A 15,114-nucleotide genomic window follows, 5' to 3' on the forward strand; every position below is an offset into this window, starting at 1 on the left:
GGCGCCGGATCTCGTCCGGTTCCGCGCCTCCACCTCTGAAAAACGGTTTCTCAAACGTCCCTTAGTGGGCGCTTACAAACATACAATCCAAAATGAAACGAACCTTCCGACTTTTACTGGCACTTTTGCTTATGAGCGCATCCGCTTCCGCCAAAGACTACGGACAGGCCCTAACAGTCCGCATCTGGGACAACGCCTCGGCACCCCACAGCAACGGCATCGACACCCCCGAACAGGAACCCGAACCCAACCGGCTGGCCAACACCTCCGACGCCGAACTCTACATCTTCCCGGCCGACACGTCGAAAGCCACCGGACAAGCCGTCGTGATCTGCCCCGGAGGCGGCTACGGACGGCTGGCCATCGACCACGAAGGCTACGAGGTGGCGCAATGGCTCGCCGCGAACGGCATCACCGGCGCGGTGCTGAAATACCGCATGCCCAACCACCACCCCGAAGTGCCGCTGGAAGATGCCGAACAGGCCCTGCGCATCATGCGCGGCGACGCGCCGGGCGCCGAAGGCTTCACCTGCCCGAAGGTCGGCATCGCCGGATTCTCGGCCGGAGGCCATCTCGCGGCGATGGCCTCGACGATCGGCAGCGTCCGTCCGGACTTCTCGATCCTCTTTTACCCGGTCATCTCGGCCGTGCGGGGCAAGCGCCATCAGGGGTCGTTCATCAACCTGCTGAGCGCGGAGCGCACCCCCGAACAGGATGCGGCCTATTCGCTGGAGAGCCGCGTGACCGAAGCCACGCCCCCGGCGCTGCTGCTGCTCTCGGACGACGACAAGACGGTGCCGCCGGTCAACAGCACCTGCTATTACACGGCCCTGAAGGAACACGGCATCGAAGCCTCGATGCACATCTATCCCACGGGCGGCCACGGCTGGGGCATCCGCGAATCGTTCCGCTACAAGGCAGCCTGGCAGGACGCCGTGCTGGACTGGCTCCGCAAACGTTAAACCGCAACCGCAATGAAACTGAAAACGACGCTCGCGGCCGCAGCCGCGATCCTCACGGCGTTCGCCGCAACGGCGCAGAAGCCCGTGGCGACGCTGAAAATCTGGGACAACGCGACCGCGCCCCACAGCAACGGCATCGTCCCCGTCCCCGGAGAGGACGACCCGGCCCGCACGACCCGCACGACCGAAACCGAACTCTATATCTACCCGGCCGACACCGCCCGCGCCACGGGACAGGCCGTGGTGATCTGCCCCGGAGGCAGTTACCTGGGGCTGGCCATCGGTCACGAGGGGCACGACGTGGCCCGCTGGCTGTCGCAGAACGGCGTCACGGCCGCGGTGCTGAAATACCGCATGCCCAACGGGCATCCCGAAGTTCCGCTGGAGGATGTTCAGCAAGCACTGCGCATCATGGCGGGCCTCGAAGCGGGCGCCACGGGATTCTCCGCCGACAAGGTGGGCGTCATGGGCTTCTCGGCCGGCGGCCATCTGGCAGCCACGGCCTCGACGATCGGGGCGTTCAAACCCGCCTTCTCGATCCTCTTCTATCCGGTCATCACGGCCGAACCCGGAAAGGGGCACCAGCTGTCGTTCGACAGCCTGCTGGGAACGGACCGCACGGCCGAACAGTCGGAATACTACTCGCTCCAAAACCGCGTGACGGAGGCCACGCCCCCGACCCTGCTGCTCCATTCGGACGACGACACGGGCGTACCCGCGGTCAACAGCGCGCTCTACTACGAAGCGCTCAAAGCCCACGGCGTGAAGGCTTCGATGCACATCTACCCGACGGGCGAGCACGGCTGGGGCTTCCACACGAACTTCCCCTACCACGAAGTCTGGAAAGCCGCCGTGCTGGAGTGGCTGCGGGAGGTCAACCGATAACGAGAGGGGCGCATGCCCCTCTTTCGTTTTTTCGGGAGGCGCATTGCCGTTTGCCGATTATTGGTGTCGTAACGACACTTTTATGAGTCAGAAAGTTTTACCGAATCTCCTGCGATTCGGTTTTGAACTCCTCCGCCTTTTTAGTATCTTTGCACCCAAAATAAACACTTATGGCAGACAACAGCATACTGAACCGTCTGGACGGTCTGAAACTCAAATACGAGGAGACGGGGCAGAAACTCACCGACCCCGAAGTCATCGCCGACGTCAAGCAGTTCATCCAGCTCACCAAGGAGTACAAGGAGCTGGAACCGATCATCGAGACCTCGGAGCGCTACCGCACGGCCATCGCCAACCTCGCCGAAGCCAAGGACACGCTGGCCACGGACAAGGACGAGGAGATGCGCGAAATGGCCCGCGAGATGATCGCCGAACTGGAGCCCCAGCTGGAGCAGATGGAGGAGGAGATCAAGCTGCTGCTGATTCCCAAGGACCCGCAGGACTCGAAGAACGCCATCATGGAGATCCGCGGCGGCACGGGCGGCGACGAAGCGGCGATCTTCGCCGGCGACCTGCTGCGCATGTACACCAAATACATCGAGTCGAAAGGCTGGCGTTACGAAATCACCTCGTCGTCGGAGGGCGCCGCGGGCGGCTTCAAGGAAGTGGTGCTGAAAGTCACGGGCCAGAACGTCTACGGAACGCTCAAATACGAATCGGGCGTGCACCGCGTGCAGCGCGTGCCGCAGACTGAGACGCAGGGCCGCGTGCACACCTCGGCGGCGTCGGTGGCGGTGCTTCCCGAAGCCGAGGAGTTCGACGTGGAGATCTCGATGAACGACATCCGCAAGGACATCTTCTGCGCCAGCGGCCCCGGCGGCCAGTCGGTCAACACGACCTATTCGGCCATCCGCCTGACGCACATCCCGACGGGCATCGTCGTGCAATGCCAGGACCAGAAATCGCAGCTGAAGAACTTCGACAAGGCGTTCGAGGAGCTGCGCACGCGCGTCTTCAACCTCGAATACTCGAAATATCTCGACGAAATCGCTTCGAAGCGCAAAACGATGGTCTCGACGGGCGACCGCTCGGCCAAGATCCGCACCTACAACTACCCGCAGGGGCGCATCACGGACCACCGCATCAACTATACGATCTACAACCTCGCAGCCTTCATGGACGGCGACATCCAGGACTGCATCGACCATCTGATCGTGGCCGAGAACGCCGAACGTCTGAAAGAAAGCGAGCTCTGATGCACCTTCCCGCCGACTTCGACGCCGAGATTTACGACATCGTCGCGCAGATTCCCGCGGGACGGGTCGTAACTTACGGGCAGCTGGCCCGGCTGGCAGGCATGCCCGGTTACGCGCGCCGCGTGGGACGGGCGATGGCCACGGCTCCGGCGGGGATTCCCAGCCACCGGGTCGTCAGCGCCGCAGGCCGCACGGCCCCCGGATGGACCGCCCAGCGGGAGCTGCTCGAAGCGGAGGGCATCCGTTTCCGGCGCAACGGGTGTGTGGACCTCGCCCACCTAAGAGATGAGTTCTAAGGGGCGGCGGCAGGCCGCAGCGCTCTTCATTCCTATCACGCCCCGGCCTGCAAACGGGTTTCGGCGGACAATATCCGGCCCCCGGCGACCGTTTTGCCAATAAACAATACGCCGACAGTCCGAAAAGCACGCCATCTCCCTCCCTGAAGGAGGGAAAGGGTGGGTCGGATTTGCAAATGACGCCGCAGGCGGCAAAAACGGGGGTCGGGAACTACATTATATCGAAAAACAGGAATCGTTCAGCTATGAAAAGATACGTCATACTTCTCTTTCTCCTGAGTTTCGCCGCAACCGTCCGGGCTGCGTCGCCGAAACCTACGCCGATGTACATCGTCAACGGCAAGGAGACGACGGAAATCCGCTCGATACCGCCCGAGGACATCGAGAACGTCGAGATGCTCCCCGCCGACGAAGAGACCATCGCCCGCTACGGCCAGCGCGCCGTGCACGGCGTCATGCTCATCACCCTGCGCTACGACCAGCCCGCGACTTTCCCCGCCGACTCCACGTTCGGCCACTATATCGCCAGCCGGGTGCGGTGGGACGCGAGCGAACCCGCCGCCCGCGTGGTGCTGCGCTACAAGGTCACGCCCGAAGGCGACACCGTCGTCCATCAGGAGCTCGAATCGACCGACAAACGCCTCAAACGGCGCGTGCTGAAAGCCGTGGCCGAGGCCCCGCGCTGGACCCCGGCCCAAAAGAACGGCCGCCCGATCGAGAGCGAAGGCGTGCTGCGCATCCAGCTCCCCGAGGGCAAGCGCATGCCGCGTCCCGTGGAGCTCGTCATCCGCTGAAAACCATCCCCGCAGAAATGAATCCCCGTCTATGAAAACCAACTCCCTTTCCGCCTGGATACTGGCCGTGAGGCCGTATAGTCTGGGCAACTCCGTGATCCTCGTCCTCGTCGGCTCGGCTCTGGCCCGCACCGACGGCTCGTTCCACTGGCTGCCGGCCCTGCTGTGCCTGCTGTTCGCCGTGCTGATGCAGTGCACGGCCAATCTGGTGAACGACCTCTGGGACTTTATGAAAGGAGCCGACAAACCCGACCGGCTGGGACCCGACCGCGCCTTCGCCAAAGGCTACATCACCCTTCCGGCCATGAAGGCCGGCATCGTTGCGTTCACCCTCGCGGCCTGCGCCGCGGGAATCGGACTGCTCGTCTGGACCCTGCATGCCGGCGTTCTCCGCTACGGCGGCTGGGAGCTCGTCGCCGTGGGCGCCGCCTGCGTCGTCTTCGCCTGGTTCTACACCGCCGGCCCGTGGCCGCTGGCCTATCACGGCATGGGGGACATCGCGGTCATCCTCTTCTTCGGACTGATCCCCGTGGGATTCACCTACTACATCCAGACCGGAGCGTGGACCTGGGAAGTCTCGGTCGCAGCGCTGGCCTGCGGACTGGTGATCGACACGATGCTGATGGTCAACAATTTCCGCGACCGCGACGAGGACGCGCGCTGCGACAAGCGCACGGTCGTCGTCTGCCTCGGGGCCGGAGTCGGCCGCTGGGGCTATTTCGCCCTCGGGGCCGCCGCCGTCGCGCTCTGCCTCACGCTGCTGGCCGGAGGCCGCCCGTGGGCCGCGCTGCTGCCCCTCGCCTACCTCGCGGCGCACACCGCCACGTGGCGCAAGATGGTGCACATCGACCACGGCGAAGAACTGAACGTCTGTCTGGGCGAAACGGCCCGCAACATCCTGCTGTTCGGAGCCCTGTTCACCGCCGGAATCCTGCTGGGCTGATGGCTGAGACGCAACATATCACCCTGCGCGAATTGCAGCGCCGCGTGAAAGCGGCGCTCGAAGGGCAGTTCGCCCTGCCCGTGTGGGTGAACGCCGAAATTTCCGAAATAAAGGTCAACTACTCGGGCCACTGCTACCTCGAACTGGTCGAGAAGGGCGGCGACAACGGCGTGCCGACGGCGCAGGCCCGGGCCGTCGTATGGCGTTCGCACTACCCGCGCATCTCGGGTTATTTCGAGGCCGAAACGGGGCAGCCGCTGGCCGCGGGCATCAAGATACTGGCCAAGGTGCTGGTCTCCTACCACGAACTCTACGGCTTCTCGCTGCAAATCACCGACATCGACCCTTCGTACACGCTGGGCGACATGGAGCGGCAGCGGCAGCAGACCATCGCGCAGTTGCAGCAGGACGGAGTCTGGGAGATGAACCGCGAGGTGCCGATGCCGGCCGTCGTGCAGCGCATAGCCATCGTGTCGAGCGTCAACGCCGCGGGCTACCAAGACTTCTGCAAAGAGCTGGACAAAAGCCCCTACCGGTTCCGCCTCACGCTGTTCGACGCCTTCATGCAGGGCGAAGCGGCCGAGGAATCCATCGTCGAAGCCTTGTGCGCCGTGGCCGACCGTGCGGAGGATTTCGACGCCGTGGTGCTGATCCGCGGCGGCGGGTCGAGGAGCGACCTCAACTGTTTCAACGCCTACCGCCTCTGCGCCCACGTGGCGCAGTTCCCGCTGCCCATTCTGACGGGCATCGGGCACGACAAGGACACCAGCGTCGCCGACATGGTGGCCCACACGGCGCTCAAAACTCCGACGGCGGTGGCCGGATGGCTCGTCGAACGGATGGCCGGAATCGAAGGATGGCTCGACAGCGCCGCCCTGCAACTCCATGACACGACGGCGGCGGCGATGCACGCCTCGGAGGTGCGTCTCGAACGCCTTTCGGGCGAGCTGCGGCGGCTGAGCGGCGAACTTCTCACCCGGCAGTCGCTGCAACTGGAACACCTCGCAGGGGTGCTTCCCGAAGCAGCGCGGGATTTCCTCGCGCGGCAGACGACGCGGCTGGAAAACGCCGCGGAACTGATCGCCGGGCGTTCGCCCGAACGCATCCTCCGGCTGGGATTCGCCGTGGTGCGGAGCGGCGGCAGGGCGGTGACCTCGGTCCGGGCGGTCGCGGCGGGCGAACCCATCGAGGTCGAAGTCGCCGACGGCAAGATAAGTGCAACCGTAAACGCTGAAAAGATATGGCAAAAAAAGAGCTGACCTACGCCGAGGCGATGGCCGAGATCGAAAAGATTCTCGGACGCCTGCGCAGCGAGGAGATGAACGTGGACGGCCTCGCGGCGGAGGTGAAACGCGCCACGGAGCTGATAGCCTCGTGCAAGGCGCGCCTGCGCAAGGCCGAAGCCGACGTGAACAAAGTGTTGGAATAGGATGAAAAAGCTGATCCGCTGGTCGCTGAACCACATTCCGCGCCCCGTGCTGCAACGCATCGCCGGATGGGCCGTGCCCGCGGCGGGACTCCTCTACAAGGGCCGCGGGGTCGAATGCCCCGTGTGCGGCGCGAAATACCGGAAATTCATGCCCTACGGCTATGTGCAGTCGCGGTCCAACGCGCTGTGCCCCAAGTGTCTGTCGCTGGAGCGCCACCGTCTGCTGTGGCTCTACCTGACGCGCGAGACCGACCTCCTGACCGCCTTTCCGCGCACGCTGCACATCGCCCCCGAGGTCTGCATCATGCGCCACCTCAAACCCCACTTCCGTCCGCATCCGGGACAATACGTCACGGCCGACCTCGAAAGCCCGCTGGCGGACATCCATTTCGACGTGCAGCAGATCCCGCTGGCCGACGATTCGGTGGACGTGGTGATCTGCAACCACATTCTGGAACACGTCGCCGACGACCGGAAAGCGCTGCGCGAACTGCACCGCATCCTCAAACCCGGCGGCTGGGGCATCGTCCTCTCGCCCGTGGACCGGGATTACGAACGGACCTACGAGGACGATTCGATCACCGACCCCGACGAGCGCACGCGCATCTTCGGGCAGTACGACCACCGGCGCATCTACGGCGCCGATTATGCCGACCGCCTGCGCGAAGCGGGCTTCGAGGCCGCGGACATCGACTACGCCGCGACCTTCACCGACGAGGAGCGCAGGCTATACGCCCTGCCCGCCGATCACATCTACGTGGTTTACAAAGTCTGACAGACGGCCGTCGAAACGGCTGTCCGACGGGAAGCGTCCGACGGCGATGCGGGGTTTGGTCTTGCCGTGGAAATCGCTCCCGCAGGTCATCAGGGCCCCTTCGGACCGGACCAGCGAGGCGAAATAAGCGGCCTGTTCGGGAGTGTGGTAGTTGTTGAAGACCTCCAGTCCCGCGGCCCCGCGGCCCAAAAGCTGTTCGGCGATCTCCTCGCGGCCCCGGAAATTCAACCCCGGATGCGCCACGACCGGCACCCCGCCGTTGTCGCGGACCAGTTCGACGGCCCGGCGGAAATCCATATACTCCACGGGCACGAACGCCGGACGTCCCTGGGCGAAATAATCAAGATAAAAGTTGATGTAAGGCATATCGCTCCGTGCGCCGCCCTCCATATAGGGCCGCAGCGGGGGCGTATGATATTTCGCGTCGGAAAGCATCACCTCGGCGATCAGTTCGCCCGTCGGAAGTCCTCCTCCAGCGGCCGCCAGCACCGCTTCGGCATCCACGGAGAAACCCAGTTTCAGCAGGTTATCGACCATGCCGCCGAACGACGCCATGACCTTGGCGGCGACCTCCTCTTCGAGCCGTGCGAAATCCGCCGACCGCCAGTCGATGCCGTACCCCAGCAGGTGGAGGTCCGTACCCCGGTAGTTGCAGTCGATCTCGATGCCCGGAACGAATCCGATGCCCCGTTCGCAGGCCAGCCGGGCGGCTTCGCCGACGCCCCGCACCGAATTGTGATCCGTCAGCGAAAAGAGCGTCAGCTGCGCCCCGAGGCACTTGCCGACGAGTTCGGCAACGGAAAATTCCCCGTCGCTGCTGTATTCGGAATGGATGTGCAGATCGAAAGCGGCCATATCAGCAGAGGTAAAAGACGATCCCGACGAAGTGCGCCGCGACCGCGAGGTTTATCAGCAGATGCCAGACCATGTGGTGATAGCGGAATCCCTTTTTGGCGTAGAACCAGGCCCCGAGGGTGTAGAGCAGGCCGCCCAGCGCGATCAGCACCAGCAGCGGCGTCGAGGCCCGGCGCACGAACAACGGCAGGAAGAAGACGATCGTCCAGCCCATGACCAGATAGATGGTCAGACTGACGGCCGGTATCGACTTGCGGGACAGTGATTTGTAGAAGATGCCGAAAAGGACCATCGCCCATTGGAGGACGGTGATGAAAACGCCCTGCCAGCCGCCGATGACCACCAGCGCGATGGGCGTGTAGCTGCCCGCGATGGCGACGTAGATGAAGATATGGTCGAGGATGTGGAAAACGTCCTTGTGCTTCGACTGCGGATTCATCGAGTGGTAGAGCGTCGAGGCGAGGAACATCAGAAAAATCGAGATCACGAAAACCGACACCGAGGCCGCCGCCAGAACCCCGTCGGGATCATGCACATAGGCCCACACGGCGGCAAAAGGAAGCGCCACGAGCGCCAAAAACGACATCACGCCGTGGGACACGGCATTGGCGACCTCCTCGCCGACGGTCGGCACGTAAATCTCCTTTTTCTTTGCCATAGCAGAACGTATCGGTTCAATGTTACAAATTTATAATTTTTTTTCATATCTTTGCGAGCATAGGCATTCGGTCAGGTAAAATATGGACTTTTCACGGTACGAAAAACTCCGCACGCTCGTTCGCGCGAACTTCTCGGAGCAAACTCAGCGCCTCGTTGACGAAGCGTTGGAGTATGCCGGCGGGAAACTCGCCGGGCTGGTGCGCTACGACGGCTCGCCCCTGCTGGACCACGCCGTCGCGGTGGCTTCGATCGTGATCTCGGAAGTGGGCCTCGGCCGCAACTCCTCCGTGGCGTCCATCCTGCACGACGTTGTGCGTCTGGCCCACAAGCAGCTTCCGGCCGAGGAGTTCCTCGCCCTGAGCGCCGACATCCGCAAGCGCTTCGGCGATCAGGTCATGGGCATCACCCTCGGGCTGGCCAACATCTCGGAGCTCAAACTCAAAGTGGCCAAGGAGCAGGCCGACAACTTCCGCGACCTGATCGTCAGCTACTCCGAAGACCCGCGCGTGATCCTCATCAAACTGGCCGACCGCCTCGAAGTGATGCGCTCGCTGGAGATGTTCCCGCGCGAAAAGTGGCGCAAGAAGAGCTGGGAGTCGATGAACCTCTATGCCCAGATCGCCCACAAGCTGGGCCTCTACTCGATCAAGAGCGAGTTGGAGGACATCGCCCTGAAATACCTCGAACCGAAGGATTACGAGCACATCGTCACGAAGCTCGAAGAGAGCGCCGAAGAGCGCCGTGCGTTCATCGCCCGCTTCCTCGTGCCGATCGAGCAGCGGTTGCACCGCCTCGGCATCAAATACCATGTCAAAAGCCGCACCAAGTCGATCTTTTCGATCTGGAGCAAGATGCACAAACAGCACGTCCCGTTCGAGGGCGTCTACGACATCTTCGCCATCCGCATCATCATCGACTGCGACAAGGAGGCCGAAAAACAGCTGTGCTGGACGGCCTATTCGGTGGTGACGGACTTCTACACCCCCAATCCCAACCGCATGCGCGACTGGATCTCGATCCCCAAGTCGAACGGCTACGAGTCGCTGCACACCACCGTGTCGGCCGAAGGGCGCTGGGTCGAGGTGCAGATCCGCACCGAACGCATGGACGCCGTGGCCGAGCGCGGCATCGCGGCGCACTGGCGCTACAAGGGGGTCAACCAAGGGGCGCAGACCAGCGAAATGTGGCTGGGACACCTGCGCGAACTGATCGAGGATACGACGCACGCGCTGGCGCAGCGTTTCGACGCCAAACCCGCCTCGGGCGAAATCTTCGTCTTCACGCCCAACGGTGACCTGCGGAAACTCCCCGAGGGAGCCACGGTGCTGGATTTCGCCTTCGACATCCACACCTCGCTGGGCTCGACGTGTGTGGGCGGCAAGGTCAACAACCGTTCGGTGCCGATCCGCGAGCAGCTGCGCAACGGCGACATCGTCGAAATCCTCACCCAGAAGAACCAGACCCCGAAGTCGGACTGGCTGACCTTCGTGGTGACCTCGAAGGCCCGCAACAAGATCAAATCCTACCTCCGCGAGGAGCAGGCCAAGCATACGCGCATGGGGCGCGAGGAGCTGGAACGCAAGCTCAAGAACTGGAAATTCGCCATCACGATCGACGAGGCGGTGGCCTACCTGGCCAAATACTTCAAACTGCGCCTCGGAACAGAGGTCTACGCCCTGATCGCCACCCAGAAGCTCGATTTCGGGTCGATCAAGGAGATTCTGGCCCGCCACCTCTCGGGGGAGGCCGAGGAGGAGCGCCGCGCGGCGGCCGCCGAGGTCGAACGCCAGAAGGCCGCGCTGCACAGCGCGCGGGAGAGCGCCGCGCCGCAGGATGCGCTGGTGATCGACGACGACATTTCGAAAATACAATATAAACTGGCCAAGTGCTGCAACCCGATCAAGGGCGACGACGTGTTCGGGTTCGTGACGATCAATGCGGGCATCACGATCCACCGCTGCGACTGTCCCAATGCCAAGCGCATGCGCGAAAACTATCCCTACCGGGTGATCGACGCCCGCTGGCGGCAGAACGCCGAGGGGGCTTTCCGCGTGACGATCCGCATCGTGGCGGCGGACACGACGGGCATGGCCAACCACATCACCGAGGTCATCGTCCGCGACCTCAAACTGGGCATCCGCTCAATGAACTTCGCCCCGGCCGGCAACGGCTGTCTGGCGGGAGAAGTCGCGGTCGAGGTGCCCGGCGCGGGCGTCGTGGATACGCTGATCCATCAGATCATGCGCATCAAGGGCGTGCAGAGGGCCTACCGCATCAACTAATCCGTACACAACTTTTTACCCACATAAACGATAAATGAATAACAACACAATCAGCGTCGTATTCGCCGACTCGTCACACGCACACTACGCACCGCGTATCTGCGAACTGATCTATGAGTCGGCCCTGCAGCGGGGCACGGGCATCGCCAAGCGTTCGCCCGAGTACATCGCAGCGAAAATGACCGGTGGCAAGGCCGTCGTGGCGCTGGACGGTGAAAAACTGGTCGGGTTCAGCTACATCGAGTGCTGGGGTCACGGCGACTTCGTCGCCACCTCGGGACTGATCGTCGATCCGGAGTACCGGCACATGGGACTCGCGGAACAGATCAAACGACGAACGTTCGAGCTTGCCCGACGACGATTCCCGTTTGCCAAGTTATTCAGTATCACCACGTCGCTGCCCGTCATGAAGCTCAATTCGCGGATGGGCTACGTTCCCGTGACCTTCTCGGAACTCACCGAGGACGAGGAGTTCTGGCGCGGCTGCGAAGGCTGCTGCAACTACGACATCCTGCAACGCAACAACCGCCGCATGTGTCTCTGCACGGGAATGCTCTACGACCCGGCCAAGGAGCCGCCCGCGAAGCAGTCGCGCCTGGCGCCCTACCGGATGTTCCTGAGGAACAAAGTAAAGAAGTTGTTTCACCTGAAATAGTAAAAACCGAAATAAAATGGAAAAGAAGAAAGTGGTTCTGGCGTTCAGCGGAGGTCTGGACACCTCGTTTTGCGTAAAATACCTCTCCGAGGAGAAGGGGTACGACGTTTACACGGCGATCGCCAACACGGGCGGATTCTCGAAGCCCGAACTCGAAAAGATCGAACGGCGCGCCGTGGAACTCGGCGCCGCGGCCCACGCCACGCTCGACATCGAACAGGAGTACTACGAGAAGAGCATCCGCTACATGGTCTTCGGCAACATCCTGCGCAACGGAACCTATCCCATTTCGGTGAGCTCGGAGCGAATCTTCCAGGCCATCGCCATCATCGAATACGCCAAGAAGATCGGCGCCGACGCCGTCGCCCACGGTTCGACGGGCGCGGGCAACGACCAGGTGCGCTTCGACCTGACATTCCAGATCCTCGCCCCCGAGATCGAGATCATCACCCCGACGCGCGACATGACCCTGACGCGCGAATACGAGATCGACTACCTGCGCAAGCACGGCATCACGGCCGACTACAAGAAGATGGAGTACTCGATCAACAAGGGGCTGTGGGGCACCTCGATCGGCGGCAAGGAGACCCTCCATTCGGAGCAGACGCTTCCCGAAGAGGCTTATCCCAGCCAGATCACGGCCGAGGGCGAAGAGCGGCTGAAACTCACCTTCGAGCAGGGCGAGCTGGCGGCGGTCAACGGCAAACCCTATGCGGATAAAGTCGAGGCCATCCGCGCCGTGGAGGCCATCGGTTCGAAATTCGGCATCGGCCGCGACATGCACATCGGAGACACGATTATCGGCATCAAGGGCCGCGTGGGATTCGAGGCCGCCGCGCCGATGCTCATCATCGCCGCGCACAAGATGCTCGAAAAGCACACACTGACCAAATGGCAGATATACTGGAAGGATCAGGTCGCCACGTGGTACGGAATGTTCCTCCACGAGGCGCAGTACCTCGAGCCCGTGATGCGCGACATCGAGGCCATGCTCCTCTCCTCGCAGCGCAACGTCACGGGAACCGTGGAGCTGATCCTCCGCCCGCGCAACTACACGCTCGTGGGCGTGGAGTCGACGTACGACCTCATGAAGACCGACTTCGGAGAGTACGGAGAGGTCAACAAGGCCTGGACGGCCGATGACGTGAAGGGTTTCACGAAGATCCTCGGCAACCAGATCAAGATCTACTACAACGTCCAGAAACGTAACGGAAAGAAGGAGCAATGATCCGCGCGGGCATCATCGGAGGGGCCGGATACACGGCCGGGGAGCTGATCCGTCTGCTGGTGAACCACCCGCAGGTGGAGATCGCCTTCGTACACAGTACCTCGAACGCCGGGAACCTCCTCACGGAGGTACACGCGGGGCTGGAGGGCGAGACGTCGATGCGCTTCTGCGCGGAGTACGACCTCGCGGCCGCCGACGTGGTCTTCCTCTGCTCGGCGCACGGACAGAGCCGCACGTGGCTGGCGGAGCAGACGCTTCCCGAGGGGCTGCGGATCATCGACCTGGCGCAGGATTTCCGCGACGAGTCGGAGGGCTTCGTCTACGGGCTCCCGGAGATGAACCGCGAGCGCATCCGCACGGCGCGTCGCGTCGCCAACCCCGGGTGCTTCGCCACGGCGATCCAGCTGGCGCTGCTGCCGCTGGCCGCAGCGGGGCTGTTGCAGGACGAGGTGCACGTGACGGCGGTCACCGGATCGACGGGCGCGGGCGTAAAGCCCTCGGCCACGACCCATTTCAGCTGGCGGGCGTCGAACATTTCGGTCTACAAGGCTTTCACGCACCAGCACCTGATCGAGATCGGGCGCAACCTGCGGCTGCTGGAGCCGTCGTTCGACCGCGCGGTGAACTTCGTGCCGATGCGCGGGGACTTCACGCGGGGCATTCTGGCGAGCGTCTACACGGCGTGTCCGCTCGACGGCGAGGCCGTACGGAAGCTCTACGCCGGTTTCTACGCCCCGGCGGCGTTCACTCGTGTCACGGACTGCGGCGTGGACCTGAAACAGGTGGTGAACACCAACAAGGCGTTGCTGCACACGGCCGTCTACGACGGTAAAGTGCACGTCGTCTCGGCGATCGACAACCTGCTGAAAGGCGCCTCGGGGCAGGCCGTGCAGAACATGAACCTGATGTTCGGGCTCGACGAGAAGGAGGGCCTGCGACTCAAAGCAAGTGCATTTTAAGATGGAATTATTCAACGTATATTCGCTATATCCGATCGAACCCGTCCGGGGCCGGGGCTGCTTCGTCTACGACGAGGCGGGCACCGAGTATCTCGACCTCTACGGCGGCCACGCCGTGATCTCGATCGGGCATGCGCAGCCCGACTACGTACGGGCCGTGCAGGAGCAGGTCGCACGCCTCGGGTTCTATTCGAACTCGGTGGAGAACACGCTCCAACGGACACTCGCCGAAAAACTCGGGCGCATCTCGGGTTACGACGACTACCGCCTCTTCCTCTGCAACTCGGGGGCCGAGGCCAATGAAAACGCCCTGAAACTGGCGTCGTTCCACACGGGCCGCAGCAAGGTGCTGGCCATCTCGAAGGCTTTCCACGGCCGCACGTCGGGAGCCGTCGCCGTAACGGACAACCCCGCGATTCAGTCGCCCTTCAACCGCACCCCCAACGTGGAGTTCACGCCGCTGAACGACCTCGAAGCCGCCCGGCAGAAACTTGCGACGCGGGAGTTCGCGGCGGTGATCGTCGAGGGCATCCAGGGCGTGTCGGGCATCCACTGCCCCACGGACGAATTTCTGCGCGGGCTGCGCGAAGCGGCCACCGAAACCGGGACGCAGCTGGTACTGGACGAAATCCAGTCGGGATACGGCCGCACGGGGCGGTTCTTCGCCCATCAGGCGGCGGGCATCCGTCCCGACCTCATCACCACGGCCAAAGGCATGGCCAACGGATTCCCGATCGGCGGCGTGCTGATCGCGCCCCATTTCGAGGCGCGTCCGGGACTGCTGGGAACCACCTTCGGAGGCAGCCACCTGGCCTGCGCGGCGGCGATCGCCGTGCTGGAGGTGATCGAACGCGACGGACTCGTGAAGAACGCCGCCGAAGTCGGCGAACACCTGCTGTCCGAACTGCACAAGATCGACGGGCTGAAAGAGGTGCGCGGACGCGGCCTGATGATCGGCATCGAGATCGACGGTTCGGGCTCGGAGCTCCGCAAGCGGCTGCTCTTCGAAAAACACATCTTCACCGGCGGGGCGGGAGCCTCGACCGTGCGGCTGCTGCCGGCGCTGTGCCTCACGCACGAAATGGCGGAGCGCTTTTTGGCGGCATTCAAAGAGGTACTCGCATAGGCGACAGCC

General features: G+C 63.1%; 16 protein-coding genes. 14 read left to right on the forward strand and 2 right to left on the reverse strand.

Translation table 11 applies throughout. The annotated features are described in order from the left end of the window. Window positions 1–92 precede the first annotated feature (92 nt). The 9 genes from NQ519_RS05755 to NQ519_RS05795 all read left to right on the forward strand — a co-directional run bounded on the left by NQ519_RS05755 (window position 93) and on the right by NQ519_RS05795 (window position 7,340). Complete coding sequence (locus NQ519_RS05755; RefSeq protein ID WP_052308462.1) at window positions 93–962, forward strand: alpha/beta hydrolase; 870 nt, start codon at window positions 93–95, stop codon at window positions 960–962. Window positions 963–974: 12 nt separating this feature from the next. After that, window positions 975–1,847, forward strand: a complete 873-nt coding sequence (locus NQ519_RS05760) for an alpha/beta hydrolase (RefSeq protein WP_019152119.1) — start codon at window positions 975–977, stop codon at window positions 1,845–1,847. Between the two features lie 170 nt (window positions 1,848–2,017). Next, window positions 2,018–3,103 carry a peptide chain release factor 1 gene (prfA, locus tag NQ519_RS05765; protein WP_019152118.1) on the forward strand — a complete coding sequence of 362 codons (1,086 nt, stop codon included), beginning with the start codon at window positions 2,018–2,020 and terminating at the stop codon, window positions 3,101–3,103. Then, complete coding sequence (locus NQ519_RS05770; RefSeq protein WP_019152117.1) at window positions 3,103–3,399, forward strand: MGMT family protein; 297 nt, start codon at window positions 3,103–3,105, stop codon at window positions 3,397–3,399. The genes prfA and NQ519_RS05770 overlap by 1 nt, the downstream gene beginning before the upstream one ends. 245 nt (window positions 3,400–3,644) lie before the next feature. Continuing rightward, window positions 3,645–4,193: an energy transducer TonB gene (locus tag NQ519_RS05775; RefSeq protein WP_026076788.1), complete on the forward strand. Its 549-nt coding sequence runs from the start codon at window positions 3,645–3,647 to the stop codon at window positions 4,191–4,193. 31 nt (window positions 4,194–4,224) lie between these two features. Continuing rightward, entirely contained in the window at window positions 4,225–5,136 is a 912-nt protein-coding gene (gene menA / locus NQ519_RS05780) for a 1,4-dihydroxy-2-naphthoate octaprenyltransferase (RefSeq protein ID WP_019152115.1), read from the forward strand. Next, window positions 5,136–6,395, forward strand: a complete 1,260-nt coding sequence (gene xseA / locus NQ519_RS05785; protein ID WP_019152114.1) for an exodeoxyribonuclease VII large subunit — start codon at window positions 5,136–5,138, stop codon at window positions 6,393–6,395. The genes menA and xseA overlap by 1 nt, the downstream gene beginning before the upstream one ends. Next, window positions 6,377–6,565: an exodeoxyribonuclease VII small subunit gene (xseB, locus tag NQ519_RS05790; RefSeq protein ID WP_019152113.1), complete on the forward strand. Its 189-nt coding sequence runs from the start codon at window positions 6,377–6,379 to the stop codon at window positions 6,563–6,565. The genes xseA and xseB overlap by 19 nt, the downstream gene beginning before the upstream one ends. A 1-nt stretch (window position 6,566) precedes the next feature. Further along, window positions 6,567–7,340: a class I SAM-dependent methyltransferase gene (locus tag NQ519_RS05795; RefSeq protein ID WP_019152112.1), complete on the forward strand. Its 774-nt coding sequence runs from the start codon at window positions 6,567–6,569 to the stop codon at window positions 7,338–7,340. On the opposite strand, the gene NQ519_RS05800 is transcribed toward NQ519_RS05795, so the two are convergent. Together NQ519_RS05800 and trhA are read right to left on the reverse strand one after the other, a co-directional pair. After that, on the reverse strand, window positions 7,293–8,195 hold the full coding sequence (locus NQ519_RS05800) for a PHP domain-containing protein (RefSeq protein ID WP_019152111.1): 903 nt from the start codon (window positions 8,193–8,195) through the stop codon (window positions 7,293–7,295). The genes NQ519_RS05795 and NQ519_RS05800 overlap by 48 nt on opposite strands. A gap of 1 nt (window position 8,196) precedes the next feature. Then, window positions 8,197–8,853, reverse strand: a complete 657-nt coding sequence (trhA, locus tag NQ519_RS05805) for a PAQR family membrane homeostasis protein TrhA (protein ID WP_019152110.1) — start codon at window positions 8,851–8,853, stop codon at window positions 8,197–8,199. An 82-nt stretch (window positions 8,854–8,935) separates the two neighbouring features. Here trhA and NQ519_RS05810 point away from each other — a divergent pair, with 82 nt between their 5' ends. Genes NQ519_RS05810 through NQ519_RS05830 form a run of 5 tightly spaced genes read left to right on the forward strand, consistent with a single transcriptional unit; the run spans window position 8,936 to window position 15,105 of the window. Next, window positions 8,936–11,137 (forward strand): RelA/SpoT family protein, encoded by a 2,202-nt coding sequence (locus NQ519_RS05810; RefSeq protein ID WP_019152109.1) that lies wholly within the window; start codon window positions 8,936–8,938, stop codon window positions 11,135–11,137. 34 nt (window positions 11,138–11,171) lie between these two features. After that, window positions 11,172–11,792, forward strand: coding sequence for a GNAT family N-acetyltransferase (locus NQ519_RS05815; protein WP_019152108.1), 621 nt, complete (start codon window positions 11,172–11,174; stop codon window positions 11,790–11,792). A 16-nt stretch (window positions 11,793–11,808) separates the two neighbouring features. Continuing rightward, window positions 11,809–13,020 (forward strand): argininosuccinate synthase, encoded by a 1,212-nt coding sequence (gene argG, locus NQ519_RS05820; RefSeq protein WP_019152107.1) that lies wholly within the window; start codon window positions 11,809–11,811, stop codon window positions 13,018–13,020. Then, window positions 13,017–13,979: an N-acetyl-gamma-glutamyl-phosphate reductase gene (gene argC / locus NQ519_RS05825; protein WP_019152106.1), complete on the forward strand. Its 963-nt coding sequence runs from the start codon at window positions 13,017–13,019 to the stop codon at window positions 13,977–13,979. Before argG ends, argC begins: the two co-directional genes overlap by 4 nt. Window position 13,980: 1 nt before the next feature. Then, complete coding sequence (locus NQ519_RS05830; protein ID WP_019152105.1) at window positions 13,981–15,105, forward strand: aspartate aminotransferase family protein; 1,125 nt, start codon at window positions 13,981–13,983, stop codon at window positions 15,103–15,105. The last annotated feature ends 9 nt before the right edge of the window (window positions 15,106–15,114 follow it).

This window comes from Alistipes senegalensis JC50 (genome assembly GCF_025145645.1).
Taxonomy (GTDB): Bacteria; Bacteroidota; Bacteroidia; order Bacteroidales; family Rikenellaceae; genus Alistipes; species Alistipes senegalensis.